General features: G+C 45.6%; 23 protein-coding genes, 2 tRNA genes and 1 pseudogene. 11 read left to right on the forward strand and 15 right to left on the reverse strand.

Annotated elements, in window-relative coordinates; translation table 11 throughout:
• From ICN29_RS03980 to ICN29_RS10785, 7 genes and pseudogenes are all read left to right on the forward strand, one after another.
• A complete protein-coding gene (locus ICN29_RS03980; protein WP_216129934.1) occupies positions 1-963 on the forward strand; it encodes a glycosyltransferase in 963 nt (320 codons plus the stop codon).
• The gene (locus ICN29_RS03985) at positions 964-1,833 is read left to right on the forward strand and encodes a formyltransferase (protein WP_216129936.1); all 870 of its coding nucleotides are present in this window, start codon (positions 964-966) and stop codon (positions 1,831-1,833) included.
• A 48-nt stretch (positions 1,834-1,881) separates the two neighbouring features.
• Entirely contained in the window at positions 1,882-2,928 is a 1,047-nt protein-coding gene (locus ICN29_RS03990) for a bifunctional UDP-4-keto-pentose/UDP-xylose synthase (protein WP_216129938.1), read from the forward strand.
• 19 nt (positions 2,929-2,947) lie between these two features.
• On the forward strand, positions 2,948-3,865 hold the full coding sequence (locus tag ICN29_RS03995) for a polysaccharide deacetylase family protein (protein WP_216129940.1): 918 nt from the start codon (positions 2,948-2,950) through the stop codon (positions 3,863-3,865).
• A 37-nt stretch (positions 3,866-3,902) separates the two neighbouring features.
• Positions 3,903-4,370: a peroxiredoxin gene (locus ICN29_RS04000; protein WP_216129942.1), complete on the forward strand. Its 468-nt coding sequence runs from the start codon at positions 3,903-3,905 to the stop codon at positions 4,368-4,370.
• 235 nt (positions 4,371-4,605) lie between these two features.
• Positions 4,606-6,252: a PhoH family protein gene (locus ICN29_RS04005; protein ID WP_216129945.1), complete on the forward strand. Its 1,647-nt coding sequence runs from the start codon at positions 4,606-4,608 to the stop codon at positions 6,250-6,252.
• A 4-nt stretch (positions 6,253-6,256) separates the two neighbouring features.
• Positions 6,257-6,757, forward strand: a pseudogene (locus tag ICN29_RS10785) (C40 family peptidase); the annotation flags it as partial.
• A 17-nt stretch (positions 6,758-6,774) separates the two neighbouring features.
• Here ICN29_RS10785 and dnaB read toward each other — a convergent pair.
• The 6 genes from dnaB to ICN29_RS04040 all read right to left on the reverse strand — a co-directional run bounded on the left by dnaB (position 6,775) and on the right by ICN29_RS04040 (position 11,983).
• On the reverse strand, positions 6,775-9,270 hold the full coding sequence (dnaB, locus tag ICN29_RS04015) for a replicative DNA helicase (RefSeq protein ID WP_439651250.1): 2,496 nt from the start codon (positions 9,268-9,270) through the stop codon (positions 6,775-6,777).
• 22 nt (positions 9,271-9,292) lie between these two features.
• Positions 9,293-9,745 (reverse strand): 50S ribosomal protein L9, encoded by a 453-nt coding sequence (rplI, locus tag ICN29_RS04020; RefSeq protein ID WP_216129947.1) that lies wholly within the window; start codon positions 9,743-9,745, stop codon positions 9,293-9,295.
• 13 nt (positions 9,746-9,758) lie between these two features.
• On the reverse strand, positions 9,759-10,031 hold the full coding sequence (gene rpsR, locus ICN29_RS04025; protein ID WP_028819198.1) for a 30S ribosomal protein S18: 273 nt from the start codon (positions 10,029-10,031) through the stop codon (positions 9,759-9,761).
• A gap of 13 nt (positions 10,032-10,044) precedes the next feature.
• Positions 10,045-10,338 (reverse strand): primosomal replication protein N, encoded by a 294-nt coding sequence (priB, locus tag ICN29_RS04030; protein ID WP_216129949.1) that lies wholly within the window; start codon positions 10,336-10,338, stop codon positions 10,045-10,047.
• A gap of 59 nt (positions 10,339-10,397) precedes the next feature.
• A complete protein-coding gene (rpsF, locus tag ICN29_RS04035) occupies positions 10,398-10,772 on the reverse strand; it encodes a 30S ribosomal protein S6 (RefSeq protein WP_087909118.1) in 375 nt (124 codons plus the stop codon).
• A gap of 134 nt (positions 10,773-10,906) precedes the next feature.
• Entirely contained in the window at positions 10,907-11,983 is a 1,077-nt protein-coding gene (locus ICN29_RS04040) for an asparaginase (protein WP_216129951.1), read from the reverse strand.
• A gap of 60 nt (positions 11,984-12,043) precedes the next feature.
• Here ICN29_RS04040 and lexA point away from each other — a divergent pair, with 60 nt between their 5' ends.
• Entirely contained in the window at positions 12,044-12,763 is a 720-nt protein-coding gene (gene lexA, locus ICN29_RS04045) for a transcriptional repressor LexA (protein WP_216129953.1), read from the forward strand.
• Positions 12,764-12,836: 73 nt separating this feature from the next.
• On the opposite strand, the gene ICN29_RS04050 is transcribed toward lexA, so the two are convergent.
• From ICN29_RS04050 to uvrC, 5 genes are all read right to left on the reverse strand, one after another.
• Complete coding sequence (locus ICN29_RS04050; RefSeq protein WP_216129955.1) at positions 12,837-13,298, reverse strand: hypothetical protein; 462 nt, start codon at positions 13,296-13,298, stop codon at positions 12,837-12,839.
• Positions 13,299-13,393: 95 nt separating this feature from the next.
• Positions 13,394-13,467: transfer RNA gene (locus ICN29_RS04055), tRNA-Cys, on the reverse strand.
• A 49-nt stretch (positions 13,468-13,516) separates the two neighbouring features.
• Positions 13,517-13,592, reverse strand: a tRNA-Gly gene (locus ICN29_RS04060).
• A gap of 82 nt (positions 13,593-13,674) precedes the next feature.
• A complete protein-coding gene (gene pgsA, locus ICN29_RS04065) occupies positions 13,675-14,250 on the reverse strand; it encodes a CDP-diacylglycerol--glycerol-3-phosphate 3-phosphatidyltransferase (RefSeq protein WP_216129957.1) in 576 nt (191 codons plus the stop codon).
• Between the two features lie 34 nt (positions 14,251-14,284).
• Positions 14,285-16,207, reverse strand: coding sequence for an excinuclease ABC subunit UvrC (uvrC, locus tag ICN29_RS04070; RefSeq protein ID WP_216129960.1), 1,923 nt, complete (start codon positions 16,205-16,207; stop codon positions 14,285-14,287).
• Between uvrC and earP the strand changes: the two genes are divergently transcribed.
• The 3 genes from earP (at position 16,206) to ICN29_RS04085 (ending at position 19,011) form a co-directional block, all read left to right on the forward strand.
• Positions 16,206-17,276: an elongation factor P maturation arginine rhamnosyltransferase EarP gene (earP, locus tag ICN29_RS04075; RefSeq protein ID WP_216129962.1), complete on the forward strand. Its 1,071-nt coding sequence runs from the start codon at positions 16,206-16,208 to the stop codon at positions 17,274-17,276. The two genes, uvrC and earP, sit on opposite strands and share 2 nt — an antisense overlap.
• Before the next feature lie 86 nt (positions 17,277-17,362).
• A complete protein-coding gene (gene efp, locus ICN29_RS04080) occupies positions 17,363-17,923 on the forward strand; it encodes an elongation factor P (RefSeq protein ID WP_216129964.1) in 561 nt (186 codons plus the stop codon).
• An 83-nt stretch (positions 17,924-18,006) separates the two neighbouring features.
• On the forward strand, positions 18,007-19,011 hold the full coding sequence (locus ICN29_RS04085; protein WP_216129966.1) for a GNAT family N-acetyltransferase: 1,005 nt from the start codon (positions 18,007-18,009) through the stop codon (positions 19,009-19,011).
• 20 nt (positions 19,012-19,031) lie between these two features.
• On the opposite strand, the gene nagZ is transcribed toward ICN29_RS04085, so the two are convergent.
• From nagZ to recO, 4 genes are read right to left on the reverse strand one after another with little or no spacing between them, the layout of a single operon-like run.
• Positions 19,032-20,105: a beta-N-acetylhexosaminidase gene (gene nagZ, locus ICN29_RS04090; protein ID WP_216129968.1), complete on the reverse strand. Its 1,074-nt coding sequence runs from the start codon at positions 20,103-20,105 to the stop codon at positions 19,032-19,034.
• Between the two features lie 31 nt (positions 20,106-20,136).
• Positions 20,137-20,529 carry a holo-ACP synthase gene (gene acpS, locus ICN29_RS04095; RefSeq protein WP_216129970.1) on the reverse strand — a complete coding sequence of 131 codons (393 nt, stop codon included), beginning with the start codon at positions 20,527-20,529 and terminating at the stop codon, positions 20,137-20,139.
• Positions 20,530-20,534: 5 nt separating this feature from the next.
• Positions 20,535-21,266, reverse strand: coding sequence for a pyridoxine 5'-phosphate synthase (gene pdxJ, locus ICN29_RS04100; RefSeq protein ID WP_216129972.1), 732 nt, complete (start codon positions 21,264-21,266; stop codon positions 20,535-20,537).
• 12 nt (positions 21,267-21,278) lie between these two features.
• Positions 21,279-22,013 (reverse strand): DNA repair protein RecO, encoded by a 735-nt coding sequence (gene recO / locus ICN29_RS04105; RefSeq protein WP_216129974.1) that lies wholly within the window; start codon positions 22,011-22,013, stop codon positions 21,279-21,281.
• Positions 22,014-22,019: the final 6 nt, after the last annotated feature.

The raw sequence follows: 22,019 nt of genomic DNA on the forward strand, positions 1-22,019 counted from the left end.
ATGACTGCAAATCTCGTTGCCAATCCAAAGCTTTCTATTGTTATTCCCGTTTATAACGAGGAAGATGGCCTTCAGGCACTTTTTGATCGCCTCTATCCATCCTTGGATGCTATAGCGAGCAAACGTAATATTTCTTATGAGATCGTTTTTGTAAACGACGGCAGTAAAGATCGCTCAGCAGGCATTCTGGCCAAACAAGTGGAATTACGTCCTGACGTTACACGTGCCGTTTTGTTCCATAGTAACTTTGGCCAACATATGGCCATCATGGCAGGTTTTGAATACGCCAAAGGTGAATACATCGTCACCTTAGATGCAGACTTACAAAATCCTCCTGAAGAAATTGATGCCCTGACTGAGCAGTTATTAAAAGGTCATGATTACGTAGGCACTATTCGTGCAGATCGGCGTGATAGTTTTTTTAGAAAAATGGCTTCGCGTGCCATGAATCGTTTACGTGAAAACATTACCCACATCACAATGACAGATCAAGGCTGTATGTTACGCGGCTATAGCCGTCGCATCGTTGACTTAGTCCGTCAATGTGACGAAAACAATACTTTTATTCCTGCATTAGCGTACACCTTCTCGGCCAACCCGATCGAAATTAATGTGAAACACGAAGAGCGTTTTGCTGGTGAATCCAAATATAGCCTCTACCAACTCATTCGTTTGAACTTTGATTTGGTAACCGGTTTCTCAGTAATGCCGTTGCAGATCTTCTCTATTTTGGGGATGCTGCTAGCTCTTGCTGCTGGCAGCTTGTTTGCGTACCTACTGGTGCGCCGTTTCCTTCTGGGTGCTGAGGTTGAGGGAGTCTTCACCCTCTTTGCTTTAACCTTCTTCTTGATTGGCGTCATGCTCTTTGGACTTGGCCTCTTAGGTGAATACATTGGCCGTATTTATCAGCAAATCAGAAATCGTCCACGTTATGTTGTGCAAACTGTTTTAGAGAAAAAATAATTGCACGCAGTCGTCTTCGCTTATCACGATGTTGGTGTCAATTGCCTTAAAGCCTTATTAGCTGCAGGCATCAAAATTGATCTTGTAGTTACTCACCAAGACGATCCGAATGAGAATGTTTGGTTTGGCAGTGTTGCTCAACTCTGCACTGATCAAAATATTCCCCACATCACCCCCAATGCAAATGAATTAGTCAGTTTAGTTCCCAGACTACAAGCCTTAGCACCAGACTATATTTTTTCTTTCTACTACCGCCATATGATTCCTGCGCAGATTTTGGCTTGCGCGAAGATTGCTGCTTTAAATATGCATGGCTCACTACTACCAAAGTATCGCGGCCGGGCTCCCGTGAACTGGGCAATTCTGCATGGGGAAACCCAAACTGGCGCAAGTTTGCACATCATGGAAACCAAACCGGATGCTGGTGACATAGTTGGTCAATCTGCGGTCAGCATTGGCCCCAATGAAACTGCTACAGATGTTTTTGGCAAGGTAAGCCAAGCGGCAGTAGTAGTTATCAACAAGGCGCTACCCAGCTTGATTGAAGGCAAGGTACCTCGCCAGCCTAACGATCTTCAAAAAGGCAGTTATTTTGGTGGTAGAAAGCCTGCGGATGGGCAAATTCATTGGAATCAGAAGGCTCTTCAAGTCCATAACCTAGTCAGGGCCGTTGCGCCCCCTTACCCAGGCGCGTTCACAGATCATCAGGGTAAGACCATGATTATTGCGCGTACCAGTCTCACAGGACCCTTTCCCAGCACTCTGGATCTTGGTATTGAAGGTATCCAAGTGGTTGATAATCGGGTATTCGGTATTTGCGGTGACCGCCAGGTAGTTGAAATCCTGGAATGGTTCCCCGTTAATAAATAAGTACTGTATTTAGCAAACCCAAATTAGATTAAAAACGAGGCAGTAAAGATGAAAAAAGTACTCATTCTTGGTGTTAATGGTTTTATTGGTCATCACCTTTCCAAGCGCATTCTGGAGACAACTGACTGGGATGTCTATGGCATGGATATGCAGAATGACCGCCTAGGTGATTTGATTAATCATCCGCGTATGCATTTTTTTGAAGGTGACATCACCATCAATAAAGAATGGGTTGAATATCATATTCGCAAGTGCGACGTTATTCTGCCTTTGGTTGCGATCGCTACTCCAGCCACATACGTACAACAACCATTAAAAGTATTTGAGCTCGACTTTGAAGCCAATCTTCCTATCGTGCGCTCTGCTGTTAAATATAAAAAGCATCTGGTGTTTCCATCTACCTCTGAAGTCTATGGAATGTGTGAGGATGATGAATTTGATCCTGCTAAATCCAATATGGTCTACGGCCCAATCAATAAGCCGCGCTGGATCTACGCTTGCTCCAAGCAGCTAATGGACCGCGTGATCTGGGGATATGGCATGGAAGGCTTACGCTTTACTCTCTTCCGTCCGTTTAATTGGATTGGTCCTGGTCTTGACAGTATCTATACAGCCAAAGAAGGCTCATCCCGTGTAGTGACCCAGTTCTTGGGCCATATCGTTCGCGGTGAACCTATTAACTTAGTAGATGGTGGCGCTCAAAAACGGGCCTTTACATATATTGATGATGGCATTGATGCACTCATGAAGATCATTGATAACAAGGATGGTGTTGCCAACGGCAAGATATACAACATCGGCAATCCGAAGAACAATCACTCTGTCCGTGAACTTGCTAATCAAATGTTAGAGATTGCCCGTAGCATTCCTGAATATGCAAAAACTGCAAACCTAGTGAAGATTGTTGAAACCACTTCCGGCGCTTATTATGGTGAAGGTTATCAAGACGTTCAAAACCGTGTACCAGCAATTGACAACACGATGAGTGAGTTAAGCTGGAAGCCAACTACTACGATGGGTGACGCGCTCAAGAATATTTTTGAAGCCTATCGTCAGGATGTAGAAAAAGCCCGTTCTTTAGTAGATAAAGAATAAGAAATAAATTCAAGAGTTCATGGCTAAGATTGCTCTCAAGGTTGATGTCGATACCTTACGTGGGACCAAAGAAGGCGTACCGAACCTAGCTCGCACGCTAGAGCGCTTTGGCCTCAAAGCTACCTTCTTATTTAGCCTTGGTCCAGACCATACTGGCTGGGCTTTGAAGCGCGTCTTTCGTCCTGGCTTTTTGAAGAAAGTTAGCCGCACCTCTGTTGTAGAACACTATGGCATTAAGACTTTGCTTTATGGAGTTCTCATCCCCGGTCCAGACATTGGTAAAAAAGCTGCTGTCCAAATGCGTGCGATCGATAAAGCTGGTCATGAAACCGGCATTCATACTTGGGATCATGTCGCTTGGCAAGATGCAGTACGTCATCAAGATTCACGATGGACTAAAGCAATGATGCAAAAAAGTTGGGATCGCTTTGTAGAGATCTTTGGTCATGCGCCAGTCACTTATGGAGCTGCTGGCTGGCAAATGAATGAAGCTGCGTTTGAGCAGCTGGATCAATGGGGTATTACTTATTCCTCTGATGGTAGAGCCAAGCCCAATCTCATGCCCTATCGGTTAGCACTCCCTTCAGGCAAAGCGAAGCATGTGCAATATCCAACTACCCTACCAACTTTTGATGAACTCATTGGCATCGATGGCGCAGATGAGTTTGACGCAGTCAAAAAACTCCTAGAAATCACCCAAAGCAATCCTAATGATCAAGTCTTTACCCTGCATGCCGAGCTTGAGGGCCAAAAGCTACTGCCGGCTTTTGAGCAACTATTGGCTGGATGGCTAAATCAAGGCCACGAGCTAGTGACTATGGGCGAGTTGCACAAATCTTGGGATGCCACCAAACAACTCGATAAAATAGCCGTATTACCATTAACGTGGGGTGAAATACCTAACCGCAGCGGTGAACTGATTATTCAGAATACTTAATTAAATAGAACTTAGAGACAAACAACAAAGGATCATCATGACAGTAGCTATCGGTCAATCTATGCCTCAGTGCGCCATTCCTGCAACTTCGGGCCTGACCTTTTCTCCATCCTCAGCTCAGGGTAAGAAACTGGTTCTCTACTTTTATCCAAAAGATATGACTCCTGGCTGCACAGCAGAGTCCGGTGAATTTCGTGACCATATTAATGCCTTCACCAAAGCCAATACCTTGGTGGTAGGAGTTTCCCGAGATAGTCTGAAGTCACACGATAACTTCCGCAGCAAATTGGGCCTACCATTTGAGCTTGTTGCCGATACCGAAGAAAAGCTATGCCAAATCTTTGGCGTCATGAAGATGAAGAATATGTACGGCAAGCAGGTGCGCGGGGTTGAGCGCAGCACCTTCCTATTTGATTCCTCTGGCAAGCTCGTCAAGGAGTGGCGCGGCCTCAAAGTACCTGGCCATGTGACAGAGGTATTACAGGCAGCCCAAGCCGCTAAATAATTTTTACAACAATTTGTTCTGAGGTGCTTGCAAACCCCAAAATTTGGGGTAAAGTAAAGTCATATGCACCGCAAACGACGGGAAAGTCTGACAATCCGTTTGAATCAGCAGCCTGAATATTTCAGAACAGGTTCGGGGAGCAACCCCCGCCGTTTTTTAGATCTCACAGCAACCATTTTCGCAATCAGCCGCCATAGCAACTCGCTTGGCGGTTTTTTCTTTTAGGAGAGTCTGCATGCCACTGCCACCCATCCCAACTCAAATTGCTGATCAAGTCAAACTGACTCACAAGGACACACCAGATTTAAAGAAACGTCCTGCACCAGCAAAACCAGTGGTGATGGAAACTGCAGATTGGGCAAATGATGTGGAAGAAGATTTATCTGCAGCTGAAGTAGCTCTCGAGAAAATTAAAGCAGATCATGCGCCTACTCGCAATGAGGGCGGAGTAGTAGTACCTGCAAAACCTAAACGGATTATTCGCACTGGGCCACCAAGCTTATTCGTTTTAGATACCAATGTCTTAATGCACGATCCTAGCTCTTTGTTCCGCTTCTCAGAGCATGACCTCTTCTTACCAATGACTACGCTTGAAGAGCTAGACAACCACAAGAAGGGTATGACTGAGGTAGCCCGCAACGCCCGCACCGTTAGCAGATCGCTAGATCAGCTAGTCGCAGGAACTAGCGGTACATTAGATGAAGGCATCCCTCTGAATAAGCTTGGTAATCAAGATGTTTCTGGGCGCCTCTTTTTCCAAACCAAGTTATCCACCCAAGCATTGCCTGAAGGACTTCCAGAAGGTAAAGGCGACAACATGATTTTGGCAGTAGTTAGCGAACTGCAAAAAAATCGCAATGGCCAAGAAGTAGTGCTGGTATCCAAAGATATCAATATGCGCATCAAAGCGCGTGCACTAGGTTTACCTGCTGAAGATTATTTCAATGACCAAGTTTTAGAAGATCGTGACTTGATGTACTCCGGAATCATGGCTTTATCGGCTGATTTCTGGCCAAAGCATGGCAAGGATATGGAAAGTTGGTCGGACCCTAAGTCTGGCACGATGTTCTATAGAGTGACTGGCCCTGCTGTTCTAAGCATGCTGGTAAATCAATTTGTTTATCAAGAGAATCCTGATGGCTCAACACCCTTCTACGCCCACGTCAGAGAAATCAATGGCAAAACTGCCCTGCTTCAAACTCTCAGGGACTTCTCTCACCAGAAAAATAATGTGTGGAGCGTGACTGCTCGCAATCGTGAGCAAAACTTTGCCATGAACTTACTGATGAACCCAGATATCGACTTTGTAACCCTACTAGGTCAAGCGGGTACTGGTAAAACTTTACTGGCCTTAGCCGCTGGACTTGAGCAAGTATTGGATAGTAAACGCTATAACGAGATCATCATTACTCGCGCTACTGTTCCTGTTGGTGAAGACATTGGCTTTCTGCCAGGAACCGAAGAAGAAAAAATGCAGCCATGGATGGGCGCCTTTGATGACAACCTTGAAGTTCTTCAGCGCAATGATGATGCTGGTGAATGGGGTCGTGCTGCAACCCAAGAGCTCATCCGCTCACGGATTAAGGTGAAGAGCATGAACTTTATGCGCGGCAGAACTTTTGTTAGTAAGTACGTCATTATTGATGAGGCTCAGAATTTAACGCCTAAGCAAATGAAAACTCTGGTAACTCGTGCGGGTCCAGGAACTAAAATTGTTTGCTTGGGTAATATTGCTCAGATTGATACGCCTTACTTAACTGAAGGCTCATCAGGCCTGACTTATGTCGTTGATCGCTTTAAGGGTTGGCGTCATGGTGGTCACGTCACTCTTGCGCGTGGCGAGCGTTCACGTCTTGCGGATCATGCTGCTGACGCGCTCTAAGCAAATCCTCTCATGCCGCACTCTCATCGGGTGCGGCATTTTTATTTGCGCCATCACATTAAGTGGATGTAGTACCTTTGGCCCTAAATCAAGCCCCTCTAAAGTTTCGCAATTTAAGCAAGATACCAGCGTAGGCACTGAAGATATTTCAATTGCAGCACTTGGTTTAGTGGATGTGCCCTATCGCTATGGTGGCAATACTCCAAAGGGCGGATTTGATTGCAGTGGGCTCATCGTCTATGTCTATAACAAAGCCGCAAGCGTTAAGCTGCCACGCACTATTCAACTCATGAGTAATCAAGGGCAAAGTATTGATGGTCAGCCACCCGCCCCAGGCGACTTGGTGTTCTTTAATACCACTGGAGAAAAATATTCACACGCTGGAATCTATGTGGGGCAAGGACGTTTTGTTCATGCCCCAAGTGCAGGTGGAACTGTACGGCTTGATTACATTACAGCGCCCTATTGGGCCGCCAAATTTACTGAGGCACGTCGTATTGCGCCTCGCTAAGTATCGTGTTTTTAGAAGGGCTCGTAACCGCCAGAAGAATATCCAACTGATCCCATCGCCAAGTTATCGAACTTGGTATATGGACCTTGCCAACTTAATCTGACTGTACCGATTGGACCGTTACGTTGTTTACCGATGATGATCTCTGCCATTCCTTTATCGGTTGTTGTATCTGGGTGATAGACCTCATCACGATAAATAAACATAATGACGTCTGCATCTTGCTCAATTGCACCTGACTCACGCAAGTCAGACATGATGGGGCGCTTATTTGGGCGTTGCTCTAGACCACGATTTAATTGGGAGAGTGCTACTACTGGGCACTGTAATTCTTTTGCAAGTGATTTAAGGGAGCGTGAGATTTCAGAAATCTCAGTCGCTCGATTTTCCTGACCAGAGCCACTCATGAGCTGCAAATAGTCAATCACTACCAAGCCCAGGGTGCCGCCAAAATTTCGGGCGATTCGACGTGCTCTTGCACGCAATTCAAGACTGGATAAAGCACCAGTCTCATCAATCAAAATTTGGGTATTACTTAAACGGGCAATAGCGTCAGTTACGCGTGGCCACTCATCATCTTGTAACTTACCAGTGCGCATACGACTTTGATCAACGCGCCCTACTGAACCGAGTAAGCGCGATGCTAGTTGTTCACCAGACATCTCCATTGAGAAAATCACTACTGGCAACCCTTCAGAAAGCGCAACGTTCTCTGCAATATTGAGTGCCAAGGCAGTATTATGCGTAACTACATAGTCATTGGTTATGTAGGTTCTTTGGGGATGGCTAACTGAAATACATTGCGCCTCAGATACCCTGGACGGCTCAATGCTCTGAAATGAAAGCCTACGCTGGCGATCCCAGGTGGCCCTTAATCTTGCTTTCTTTTCAGGCAAGGTAAAAGCTTGGAAGGCTGGACCAAAACTCATATTTAAAACATAAGATAAGCGACCCCGCTTCTTTTCACCCTTGTAGGTATAGCTAGTCTGCTTATGTGCTATTGAACAAAAGCCCCCCAAAGATCTAGCTAAAGAAGCAACGTCTTCAGACAATTGCTTACTGACAGTGCAATAGCGAATGGAACCCCATTTCTCAATCCAGCCATCTGTATCCATCAGGCCTTGGAACAATGCGAGACGAGAATTCTTATTGGCCTCAAGATAAGTCGCGGGAATATATTTATCAAAACTTCTGCAACCCAGGACGCCTATATCTTGCAGCGCAGACCTAAAATAATTCTCTGGAACTGCTTGACGCTTTCCATTTACAGCGATTCTGGCTTTGGAGACTAATCTCCAGTCGTACGCATTTGCATGAACCAGCTCCATCTCATAGTTTGCAAGCAAATTCATACGCTCTACAAGCTCAGGTGACTTAGTTGAAAACATCACTGAGCGATGGGATAGCGCTAGAGTGCCATCACCTAGCAATGCCCCTAAAACCCACGGATGAATCGGCAATTCATTCGAGTGACCAAAATCACCTGAGACAGGGTCTATCCATAATCTATTCTTATACCGAACACACTGCAGCATTTCCATTAAGCGAACAGTATTGATGACACGTGGCTCAGACCAATCTCGATACATCACACGCCATAGGTGCTCATCGCAACACTCAGCGTGACGACCATCAGAAAAAGTAACTTTGTATATCTGCTTAATGCCTTGCGGGTAAATGCCGGTCACCATCGAATGCTGGCCATCTACAGAAGCGAGACGATCGCCAAAACGCAAATCGCCCATCAACTTCCAACCATCCACCGTTTTCACTTTTGCATCTAGTGGTTGTGCCTTACCCATGGAAGGTCTTCCAGCCACAATCACTAAGTCGCCTTTTTGTAAGCCACTCGTTTGCTTATCTAAATCAATGAAGCCGGTGGCAATACCAGTGATGTCGCTACCACCTTGACGGTTATATAACTCATCAATACGCGCAACCACGGAGCGCAGAAGTGGCTCGATCTCGAGGTAATCGGCTTTGCGGCTACCGTCTTCACCAATTTGCAAAATACGAGACTCTGCTTCATCCAGAAGTGTCCTGACAGAACGTCCTTCTGGAACAAAGGCTGAGTTAACGATGCTGTCTGACACTTCAATCAAGCGACGCAAAATACTACGATCACGAACAATATCGGCATAGCCTTTAATGTTTGCAGAACTTGGAGTGTTTTGCGCTAGAGAATTAAGGTAATCAACGCTGACTAAATCGCCGCCCTGCTCAGACTTAATTGCATCATGAACAGTAATAACGTCAGCAGGATGATTGTCGCCAACTAAACGGGTAATGACCTTATAGATCAATGCATGTTCAGGACGGTAGAAATCTTTATCGTTTAAAACACCACCTAAGCGATCCCAGGCAGTGTTATCGATCAGCAGACCACCGAGCAATGATTGCTCGGCTTCTACAGAATGAGGTGGGACTTTTAAAGCCTGCACGACTGCATCCCCAGAGCCCGCCATGCCGGGATTCAGCGTAACGGAACGTGAACGAGATTCAGCCATGAGGCTAGTTTACAGACTTAAATTAAGCTTGCTCGCCAACTACACGAATGGTGATATTAGCCACTACATCGGTATGAACAGCAACCGCTACAGGGTGATCACCAACCATTTTCAACGGGCCAGTAGGCATGCGAATCGAAGACTTCTCAATCGTAAATCCTTTGGCTTTCAGGCTATCAGCGATGTCATGGTTAGTTACAGAACCAAACAAACGACCGTCAACACCCGCTTTTTGACCGATTTCAAGAACCAAGTCTTTGAGCTTTGTGCCAACTGCTTCAGCCGCAGCCAATTTCTCAGCAGCCAATTTTTCTAACTCAGCACGACGAACTGCAAAGTCAGCAATAGCTGCTTCAGTCGCACGACGCGCTTTACGTTGTGGGATTAAAAAGTTACGAGCGAAACCGTCTTTAACGCGAACTACGTCACCGAGGTTGCCCAGGTTTGTTACTTTTTCTAAAAGAATGATTTGCATTGAGGGCTCCCAATTATTTCTTATGTTGATCGGAGAATGGCAATAAAGCCAAGAAACGGGCACGCTTAATAGCAGTATCTAGCTGACGCTGATATTTAGCTTTTGTACCTGTCAAACGAGCAGGAGTGATCTTAGCGTTCTCGCCAATGAAGTCCTTCAATGTATCTACATCTTTGTAGTCGATTTGCTCAACGCCACCAACTGTGAAACGGCAATAACGCTTACGCTTGAACAGTGGGTTCTGAGCTGGTTTCTTTTTGAAATCGGGTTTCTTTCCAAACGCCATGATGATTTCCTCTTTAATTTTTCAATTGAATATGGTTAATATGGAAAACAAGTCTTTGATTACGTAGAGTCTTGGGTGCTAAGAATCCTTCAAATACTGCCTCAGTACCTAAATCCATTTGCTCTAGATCCTTTTGTATCGGACCGATTACGATGGCTTCAACGCTCATCAAGATTTTCCTTGCCACTCCTACCTCGTTTGCTTGGCCACTATGTTCTAGCTGACAATGCATCACCGGTATTCCTGCTGGTGTAAATCGAATTGCGTCTTTAGATACCAAGATTGCAGTGAGGGTGAAATGATTCAACGCCGTTCCGCTTCTCTGATACGTTTTCTAGTCTGTGTATTCCTCTTCAAATTTCTAACTTATTCCGCAGCTACAGGAGCTTCGGTTTGAGCTGATTTGCGCGCTTCTTCACGTTGCACTTCTTTCATCATGATCGAAGGCTCAGTTTCAGCTTTCTTAGTCTTGATGATGAGGTGACGCAAAACAGCATCATTAAATTTAAACGCATGCTCGAGCTCTTCCAGAGTTTTCTGGTCGCACTCAATATTCATGCAAACGTAATGGGCTTTAGCAAGTTTGTCGATCATGTAAGCCATCTGACGACGACCCCAATCTTCCATACGATGAATTTTGCCGCCAGCAGCTGCTAATGTAGCTTTGTAGCGATCGATCATCGCGGGCACTTGCTCGCTTTGGTCCGGATGGACGATAAAAACGATTTCATAATGACGCATCTAACACTCCTTAAGGATGAAGTCACCTGAGCGTCTTGCTAACTTCCGATGGTTTTTGAAGTTAGCGCCAGTGTGACAAGGTAGTAACAAATTGTAAGTACTGCTACAACACTTTTACCGCCGCTTTTCAGCGCTTACCTAATCTCTGGCAAGACCGCTATTCTAGCAAAAAAATCCTGCCAAGTCAGGGATTTACCAGCTAATTGAGCCTGTTTTTCAGCATTCAGAGCCAATTGAAGGGCAATTCTAGCCCTAGGGCCAGAAAGAGTGCCTGAAGCCAAGCATCCATCAAGGTCTTTTTCTGGGATATCAGTCAAAGTAGCGCCAGCTCCGGTTCGAGTGGTTCGCACTAGCGCAACGCCCTTTTTTACAGCCGTTACCAAAGTATCTCTCCAGGCGTCATGAAAGCCCCCCATACCCGATCCAGCGAGGACTAAGCCCTTCACCTGGGAATTGAGCCAGAGCGCAATCGTCTCAGAGCGTGCGCCCGCATGGCTCGTCAAGATTTCCACCCAAGGCCATTCATCGCCCTTGGGGATGGGTAAATCCTCTTTCCAAGCCGCCTCTTTAGCCTTCACGCCCCAGAGCCATGAAGGATTAATTAAGCCAACTGAGCTACTAGGAGAGGCTTGAATGGGTGCATTCAGTGCAGAGCCATGTCGCTTAGCCAAGTCCATCGCCATGCAGCCCCTGCCATCCATTACAGCGTAAATACCACCAGGACAATTCTCCAATGGGGTAGATGCCCAGCGAATCGCATCTAGTAGGTTAGAAGGTCCATCTGCTTGGGGGGCATTTGATGGCAACATGGCGCCGGTTAAGATCACCCGTTTGCCTAAAATTTGAGCATAATTTCCACAGGTGAGCTGTAAAAAGATACCCGTCTCTTCAATGGTGTCTGTTCCGTGAGTAATCACTAACCCCAAAACCGCCGGATTAGCAAGGGAAGCTCTAACAACTTCACCAAGATCACTTAATAACGCCTCTGTCAGGTTCCGGCTATTGATGTTAGCCACTTGCTGAGAAACCAGCTTGACGCCCTCTGGAACAGCGGATTCAATATGAGTCAGCAAAGACTTCACCTCCACTTGTCCAGCCTCATATCGCAAGGGCTGATCGCCTGGGTTTGGGGCCAAACCGGCAATGGTGCCGCCCATTCCTAGAACTAAGATGTGGGGAGAATTTTCAGGTTTAGCTTGATTTGGACTCATACCCCCATTATCTCCCCTAAAGGACTTGAAAAATCAAATAGTGCTGTATACAATCCCAGTATGGACATAAATACAGTCGATTTTCCTGAGGAGCTGACTGCCCTCCCCAAACTCACTTCACGCCAGAATGAGATTTTGGAATTAATCACTAGAGCCATTGATGAAAGTGGCTCACCACCTACTCGCGCAGAAATTGCCACCCAACTCGGTTTTGCATCTGCCAATGCTGCTGAAGAACATCTTCGCGCACTCGCAAAAAAAGGTTATATCGAATTAACTCCTGGCACTTCTCGCGGCATTCGGATTCCACAACGTTTTAATCAAACGCATCACACCAATAAATATCGCCAGATGTCATTGCCATCAGGTGCATTACAACAACTCACGCTTCCCTTAATTGGACGTGTTGCTGCTGGCTCACCCATTATGGCGGTTGAGCATATTGAAAAACAAGTTCCAATTGATCCAAACTTGTTTAGCAAGGGTGCCGACTACTTATTAAAAGTGGTTGGGATGAGTATGCGAGATGCTGGAATTTTGGATGGCGACTATTTGGCCGTGCGTAAAACAACCGAAGTTCGTAATGGCGATATCGTGGTTGCACGTCTTGATGATGAAGTAACAGTGAAGCGTTGGCAGCAAAAGAAAACTGCTAATGGTATGGTGATTGAATTACAAGCCGAGAATCCAGACTTTAAAAACATTTTAGTAGATGGTCGTCAACCCAACTTCGCGATTGAGGGTCAAGCTGTTGGCCTCATTAGGGCTGGAGGGCTGTAAACCAATCGCTCTAAAACAAAAGGCCTCCACTGGAGGCCTTTTTATTTTCCCCATTGGGGGCTAAGTATTGAATTTACTTCTTGCTTGGCGCTACTACATTTGCATTCTTTGGCGACGAAGTAATAATGATGATGGTTTTTGGTCCCAGAAAAGAGCCTTCACTAAGCTCTACAGAAGCGGTGCGATCACCTTTTGTAAAAACCAAAGTACTCGTTTTAGATTTCACAGCACTAACTGTTGTCCAGCCTGCTCTTGGATATTCAGATTGGAAAAAGGCATAAATATCTGTTGGTGTTTGTACGCCAGACAACGTGACCCGACCTACCCAGCTATCACCACGACCAATGATTAAAGAATCTGAACCAACAATTTTGGATGCGGCTGGTAACGGCATATCGCCTAGGAGTTGAGTCTGAATCTCCTGAACCTCACTAGTTGTCCCAGTAGGAGAGTCCCCAGAGCTAGCACAAGCGCCTAATAGCGCAGAAAAGCACAATGTCAGTATTCCAACTTTAAGTGTGTGTAGTTTGATCATTTTTCGCTATATTTCGCTTTAGGTAGTTAATGAGTATTACTTCCATTGCTTGAAAGTATTTTAGGGGATACCCCCATTTCGTCAAGCGAAATTACTGGAGGCGCGTGAGGGAATCGAACCCCCGTACGAAGCTTTGCAGGCTCCTGCCTAACCACTCGGCCAACGCGCCAAATACTTAAATCAAAAATGGGAAGCTTTTCAGGGCTTCCCATCGAACTTGGAGCGGGAAAGGAGGTTCGAACTCCCGACCTATACCTTGGCAAGGTATCGCTCTACCAGCTGAGCTATTCCCGCATAACAGGGCGACAGTTTAACAAACAATCGAAGAGAAAGCATTATTCCTTCGAAAGGCTCAATTGGCTGGGCTTTGTAAGAGTTAATCAATCTTGCCAGCTAATTGTGGCAAGGCCTTTTTCATGTAATAGAACATTGACCAGAGTGTTAGAAAAGAAGCTACCCAAATTAGCCAAGTGCCAATTCTGGCGCAGTCCAGCCAGCCAAATAAAGTGTCATTAAGCAATAAAAACGGAATTGCCACTAATTGCGATGTCGTTTTTAATTTACCGACCAAATGCACAGCCACGCTTTTACCAGCGCCCAACAAAGCCATCCACTCTCGCAAAGCAGAGATCGTAATTTCTCGTCCAATAATGATCAGCGCAACCCACACTTGAACACGGTCCATATTTAACAAGACCAATAATGCTGCTGCCACAATGAGTTTATCGGCGACGGGATCTAAAAATTGCCCAAAGGCAGATTCTTGCTGCATGCGTCTCGCCAAAAATCCATCCAACCAATCTGTGAGCGCAGCAAACACAAAGATGACCGTTGCGATGACATTCTTCTCAAGCGGCGTTAACCATGTGCCTGGAAGATAAAAGATTCCTATCAGCAATGGAATTGCTGCAACACGCAACCAGGTTAAGGCAATCGGTAGATTAAATGGCATATATCAAGCATAAACTAAATGAGTGACTGATTTGCTAGTGGAGCTGGCGATAAATTTGCTCAGCAAGAGTAAGTGAGACTCCTTCTACGCTGGCAATCTCTTCGATGCTTGCATTAGCAACCCCTTTTAAGCCGCCAAAACGGGCTAGTAGCTTTTGGCGTCGCTTTGCGCCGATACCTTCGATCTCCTCTAAACGGGAGACCGTTCTTGCTTTAGCTCGCTTGGCGCGCATACCGGTGATTGCAAAACGATGAGCCTCATCACGAATCTGTGCAACTAGTAATAAAGCGGCACTATCAATGCCAAGTTCTAGGGCTTTGCGCCCATCAGCAAAGATCAGTGTCTCCAAGCCCACCTTACGCCCCTCGCCTTTAGCTACCCCCACAATTAACCCCACATCCATGCCAAACTCTGCCAGGACTTGCCTTGCCATCTCAACCTGCCCTTTACCGCCATCAATCAGAATGACCTGCGGGATCTTATCTACCGGGAGCTCCTGAAAGTTGGCATAGCGTCTTTGCAAGACTTGTCGCATAGCAGCGTAGTCGTCACCTGGAGTAATGTCGGTGATATTAAAACGGCGGTATTCACTAGACTGCATCACGTTCTTTGCATAAACCACACAAGAAGCTTGGGTTGCTTCCCCAGAGGTATGACTAATATCAAAACACTCGATTCGTAATTGCTCAAGACTTTCTAAATCGAGTGCCAAAATATCTGCTAATGCACGTGCTCTGGCCAACTGCCCACCAGTCTCCACTAAGCGCTTAGTCAAAGCAATCTTGGCATTACCCTCAGCCATTGCAAGCCAATGCCGTCTTTGTCCATGTGGTTGATGTAAGAAGGTAATTTTTCTACCAGCCTGAGCATTTAATAACTCATGCAAACCTTCAGGAGGCACATCACTCAGCTTAGATACATCATCACTGATCGATTGCAGAGCGTGATTTAAAACGAGTACAGATGGAATTAAATTGCTTGTTGCTCCAGAAGCCGCCTCATCCATATTTTCTTCTAAATAATGTTGCGCAATAAAAGCTTCCAGAATTTCTGGGGGCGATGGTAGCTCGCCAGAGGTCGTACGTAATCCTTTGGGGAAGTAAGCTCTATCGCCTAGGTGACGGCCACCCCGCACCATTGCCAAATTCACACAAACCATTCCCTCCATTTGCGCAAGCGCAATCACATCCACATCGCCCTCACCTTCAGCAACGGTATCCATCGATTGCTGCTGCAGAACACTAGAGAGATCGGCAATCCGATCTCGCAGAACTGCAGCCATTTCAAATTCCATCGCTTCGCTATGCACATGCATTTCTTTTTCAAGCTCTGATAACACCCGACTGTGATCACCCTCTAAAAATCGGGTTGCCTGAGCCACATCTTGACCGTATTGCTCTCCGCTGAGCCTGCCAACACACGGGGCGCTACAACGATGAATTTGATGGAGTAAACAAGGGCGACTGCGATTCTTAAAGACAGAGTCTTCACAGGTTCGTAGACGAAACACTTTTTGTAAAATCTGCACGCTATTGCGCACCGCCCAAGAATTTGGAAAAGGCCCGAAGTAATGGTTGCGTTTATCGATCTTGCCACGATAGGAGGCCAGCCGTGGGAACTGGTGGCCCGTTAACATCACATAGGGGTAAGACTTATCATCTCTAAATAAAATATTAAATGGTGGAGCCAGCTCTTTAATGAGATTGTTCTCTAGAATGAGGGCTTCGGTTTCGGTCCGTGTTACTGTTGTTTCATAACGGGCGATTTTGCCCACCATCAGTGCTATGCGTGGAGAAAGTTGTTTGCTTTGAAAATAACTGGAGACGCGTTTTTTAAGGTGGCGAGCTTTGCCAACATATAGAATCTGCCCCGCTTCATCAAAGAAGCGATACACCCCCGGTAATCCGGGTAGCCGTTTAACGTCCTGCTGAAGGTTTTCAAAAAAAGAATTACTCATGCGTTGGGATATTTTCTGCCAAATCGTAGACAACTATGGTGATGCTGGTATTTGCTGGCGTCTAGCCCGAAGCTTATCAAGTCTTCATGGCCAAGAAGTACGTATTTTCTGCAATGACTTGCCAACCCTTAATTTACTCGCTTCTGGCAGCAATGAAGCTCTCAGCCACAAAATTGATCTGCAACCATGGGAAGCTAGCTATAACAATGCCAGGCATCCCGTGCAAACTCCGGATGTAGTCATTGAGGCTTTTGCTTGCGATTTACCAGAACGTTATCTTGCGGGACTCTTCATTGCCCCCGTAAAACCGATCATCATTAATTTAGAGTATTTAAGTGCCGAGCCATGGATTACGGAATTTCATGCAAAGGCATCGCCACAATCTCATGGTATTTCAAAGTATTTTTTCTTCCCAGGATTTCAAAATGATGTTGGTGGCCTACTACTAGATCCCATCCCTCCTGAAGGAGCACAAGTTGCCCATCTCATTCCAAAGAGTTTGAAATCGATCTGGATAAATCTGCGGCCTAGGGCAAAACGCATCAGTATTTTTTGCTACCCTGGAGCGCCCTTACGTAAATGGCTTGAAGACTTAGGCAGTCTTGGGGAAAGCGTTGATGTATTACTGACCCATGGACACGCAGAGCTCTTAAATCTACCGGGTGAAAAAGCGATTCACTTACCTGCGAACATTCAACTCCTCTCAATCCCATTTGTATCGCAAGATGAATATGACTGGGTGCTTTCCCAATGCGACTTTAATATTGTCCGGGGAGAAGATTCATTCATCCGCACGCAACTTGCTGGCAAACCATTTATTTGGCACATCTACCCTCAAGAAGATCGCGCCCACGAAGTCAAATTAGCTGCTTTTTTAGATCTATACCTAGAGAATGCTAGCCAAGAACTTAGATTAGCCGCGATTGCTGCAATGACTTGGGCCATGCCCAGTGAATGGCTTCAATCACTAGACGCCTGGCATAGTCACTCCATCGCCTGGCGTGCCCATATACTCAGAAAACAAGAAGATGGCGGTCTAGCAGCGCGCTTAATGCGCTTTATAGCCTAAGCCCTGCAATAAAGGCTTTCGGGCGGTTACAATCTTGTTTTTGATAAAAACTGCAGAAAAATAGCTCTGCACCCAGGAATAGCAAGATGAAAACAGCACAAGAACTCCGCGTTGGTAACGTAGTAATGATCGGCACTGATGCCATGGTCGTTTTAAAAGCCGAATATAGCCGCTCAGGCCGCAACTCCTCAGTTGTGAAAATGAAATTTAAGAACTTGTTAAGTGGCGCGCCTAACGAAGGTGTTTATAAAGCTGATGATAAGTTTGATGTTGTCATTCTTGAAAAGAAAGATTGCACCTATTCTTATTTCGCAGATCCCATGTATGTATTTATGGATGGTGACTACAACCAGTACGAAGTGGAAGCCGAGTTCATGGGTGATGCATTAAATTACCTTGAAGAAAGCATGCCATGCGAAGTCGTGTTCTACGAAGGTAAAGCACTTTCAGTAGCAATGCCGAACTCACTCGTTCGTGAAATCATTTACACAGAACCTGCAGTAAAAGGCGATACCAGCTCCGGTAAAGTCTTGAAGAATGCAAAACTGGCCACCGGCTATGAATTGCAAGTTCCTTTGTTCTGTAATACTGGTGACAAAATCGAAATAGATACTCGTACCGGTGAATACCGCAGCCGCGCTAACTAAATAAAAACTGAGCAGCAAACGCTCAAACAAAAGCCCAGCATGCTGGGCTTTTTTATTGTGGTGCTTAAGGCCATAATGTCAAAATGACAAATAACATCCCTCACACAATCAGACCCCTCAAGGTGACTGATATTCCACAACTCATAGACTGCGTAAGGCGCTGCTATGGAGATAGCTATCCTTTTCATGAAATGTATGATCCGGTAGCACTTCAAAAAATGGTGGATGACAAATTAATGCACTCCGTTGTTGCCATTCATGCAGATGGTCATCTGATAGGTCACTGCGCACTTACTTTTGATAGTGTTAATAACACCACCCCAGAAGCTGGGAAGATGATTGTTGACCCAGATTTTCGTGGTCATCATATTGCCGAAGAGATGGCAAAAGTTCGCATTGATATTGCTAAGCAATTAGATTTAGTAGGATTTTGGACTGACTGCGTTACTAACCATCCTTATAGCCAAGATGAAATGATTGCATTTGGCGCACAAGAGACAGGGATATTACTGGGCGCATCCCCTTCTCGAGAAATGGCTGGCTTGCAAAACTTTGCCGATACTCGTATGTCTTTTTTATCTTGCTATCTGCCACTAAAAGAAAATATCAACACGATTTACCTACCCGAAAATCATTTTGATTTTGTAAATGATTTAGCTACGAGGGTGAATGTCAAAAGAAAGATTGCGATATCCAATGCCTCAGGATCCGGTAAATCGGTATATAGCGTCAAAGTAAATCCTGCGACCCAAATGGCTAATTTCAAGGTGCAGCATATCGGTGAAGACTTTTCCTCAGCCATGAGTGCCGAGCTTGCAAAGCTCGAATCACAGAACTTGGCTTTTACGATACTGAACCTGCCCATATCGCAAGAGGCTGCTGCTGTAGCTTTTTCTCAGCTCGAAGACATGGGGTTCTTTTGGGGTGCATGGCTACCCAATTATTCGGCTCAAGGCGATGTAATCCGCCTGCAAAAGCTACATGAGTCCATCAACGTAGATGAGATCATTTGCGCAAGAGCTCAGGGTGAGGAAATTAAAAAATATGTTATTTCTGAATGGGATCGGGTAACACCCAAAAATAAGTAAGGCAATGACAACAGTAATGATTAAATCAATCTGAATTGTTTTAACAAACCTTTTGCATGCTGATACTGCGCCTCATCTTGCAAATCATCCCAAGCCAATGCGGGTGACTTTGGCATTAAGCAATTTAAACGCTCCATAGATTCTGATTTTTTAGCTTGAGATACCTTCAGTTTTGCAAGTAGTTGATCAGCTAAATCTGGGCGATTACAAATCAGGACTGCATCACAGCCAGCATTGAGTGCCAACTCAGCACCCTTCACGACAGAGCCCGCAACACTAGCTCCTTCCATTGATAGATCGTCACTAAAGATCACGCCCTCAAAACCCAGCTCCTGGCGTAGGATTGAATGAAGCCAGACACTAGAAAATCCTGCGGGGTTCTTATCTACCTTCGGATAGATGACGTGAGCAGGCATGACTGCTGCCAGACTCAGATCTAACCACTCATAAGGCTTAGCATCATCATTCAAAATTTCAGTCAAGGAACGCTCATCTACCGGAATCGCTACATGAGAATCTGCTTCTGCCCAACCATGCCCCGGAAAATGCTTGCCACAGTTGGCCATATCAGCCAAACGCAAACCTTCATTTAGACTTTTAGCTAAGGCAAACACAATTTGTGGATCACGACTAAATGAACGATCACCAATCACTCCACTACGACCAAAATCTAAATCTAGAACGGGGGTAAAACTGAAGTCCACACCACAAGCCCGCAGCTCAGCAGCCAATATGTATCCGCAAGCAGTAGCTGCCGCCATAGCAAGCGCTGCTGATTCGGCGGCATGAATCGATTGACTCTTGGCACTCCATAACTCACCCAACTTTCGCATTGCTGGCAAATGTGTAAACCCATCAGCCTTACAACGCTGAACTCTCCCGCCCTCATGATCAATTGAAATGAGTACATCAGGTCGTAGCTTTTTGATCTCACCAGTGAGTTTGGTGAGCTGCTGACGATTAGCAAAGTTTCTACCAAATAAAATAACACCACCTGTCAAAGGATCTCGAATACGACGACGATCTTCGGTATTTAATTCAAGGCCTACAACATCTAATGTGACTGGGCCTGGATTCATAGTGGATTTACTCATTTCTTCCTCTTGATATTCTTTCTTCTGACTTTTATTTTTGAGTGACGATTACATGGGCAATAGCCATATCCTGCTCATCACTTACGGTAACTTGTGCTTCCCAATTTTTTTCCGCCATAAACTGAGCCAGAGCACCCAAATAAGAAGTAACAGGCTTGCCACTGGGTTCATTTAAAGTTTGTAATGAGCGCCAAGTCATTGGCATTCTCATTCCTAGGCCAATTGCCTTAGAGAAGGCTTCTTTAGCTGCAAAGCGTGTCGCCAAGAAAGCAATCCCTCGCTTGTGATTTCTGGCAAGTCGGTGTTTAAATACCAACATCTCATCAGGGCCCAAAATTCTCTCTGCTAAACGCCCATTGGTTCGATCGTAAGCTGCTTGTAAGCGCTCGATCTGAAGAATGTCTGTGCCGATACCGATGATCATTTGGATTATTTCACTCTTGCTTGAGTCATTAAGGATTTCATATCCGTGATGGCTTTTTGCCAACCCTTAAATATTGCCTCCGCCACAATCGCATGTCCGATATTCAGTTCAGATAACTCCGTGATAGCCGCAATAGCCATCACATTACCTTCATTTAGGCCGTGCCCAGCATTCACTCTTAAGCCGATACTTTTTCCAAACTGAGCTGCCTTACGAATACGCTCTAATTCTGTCGCCTGGTCTGCGTCCGATAAGTCCGCATAACGACCAGTGTGCAACTCCACAACCGTGGCCCCAGAATCTTTTGCGGCCTGAATTTGTTTTTCTTCTGGATCAATGAAGAGTGATACCCGAATGCCCGCCTCTTGCAGTTGCTTTGTCGCAGCCTTAACTACTTCAAATTGCCCTGCTACATCTAGGCCGCCTTCAGTAGTTACTTCTTCTCGCTTCTCAGGAACTAAGCACACATCATGTGGCTTGACCTTACAAGCGATCTTGATCATTTCCGGGGTCACTGCGCACTCGAGATTCATACGCGTTTTGATAAGCGGGCGCAGTGCTAGTAGATCGGCATCTTTAATATGACGGCGATCTTCACGCAAATGTAGGGTAATTAAATCTGCGCCAGCTTCTTCAGCCAATTGCGCTGCCTTAATAGGATCTGGATAAACCGTACCACGGGCATTACGCAGTGTGGCTACGTGATCGATATTAATACCGAGTTCTAGGGCTGTCATGACTGTAGATTACTAGATTTTTTTAAGATCAATCAAAATTTGTCTGGTGGTCAAGACTTGGTCTTGTAGATGCAAACCCAAGAGATAGCGCATGAGCTGCTTACTCTCCGATAATGTTTCTGGATCAGAAAAATCTCCAACTGCAATTGCGAGCAGGGATTTACCGGTCAATATCGGCCAATGTCCCGGATCATCCTCCTGGGCTGGACGAACACCGCGCTCAGGTTGGTAGACATACCGAGTCTTAGCATCAGGCAATTCATTGGTTTCAACACAGCGATCCAAAGCAGCCGCATAACCAGTTTCTTGCAAAAGTGATAATTCAAATGGGCGCAAGATTTCTTCTAGACCTTTAGATTCAAACTCAAGATTAGATAAGGCATTGATCGTTTCTGTATAACGATCATAGAGTTTTTCGTAATCGTCTTCACGCGCTAAAAATTTGACGAGTAATTCATTGAGATAGAAGCCACATAGCAGTGCATCGCCAACCAATGAAGGCATCCCACCTACCCACTCAGACTTGGTGAGTGTGCGCAACTCCGACTTACCGCTCCAAGAAACCAAAAGCGGTTGAAAGCGTTGTAATACTGGGCGCAATGTCGAGTGTGGACGCTTCGCACCTTTAGCAATTAAGGCCATGCGGCCATACTGCCGCGTAAAGACATCCAGAATTAAGCTAGTCTCTTTATAAGGGATGCTGTGCAATACAAAAGCAGGCTCGTCAGCAACGCGAATCGAGGCCATCAGAAT

Source organism: Polynucleobacter nymphae (assembly GCF_018882155.1).
Taxonomy (GTDB): domain Bacteria; phylum Pseudomonadota; class Gammaproteobacteria; order Burkholderiales; family Burkholderiaceae; genus Polynucleobacter; species Polynucleobacter nymphae.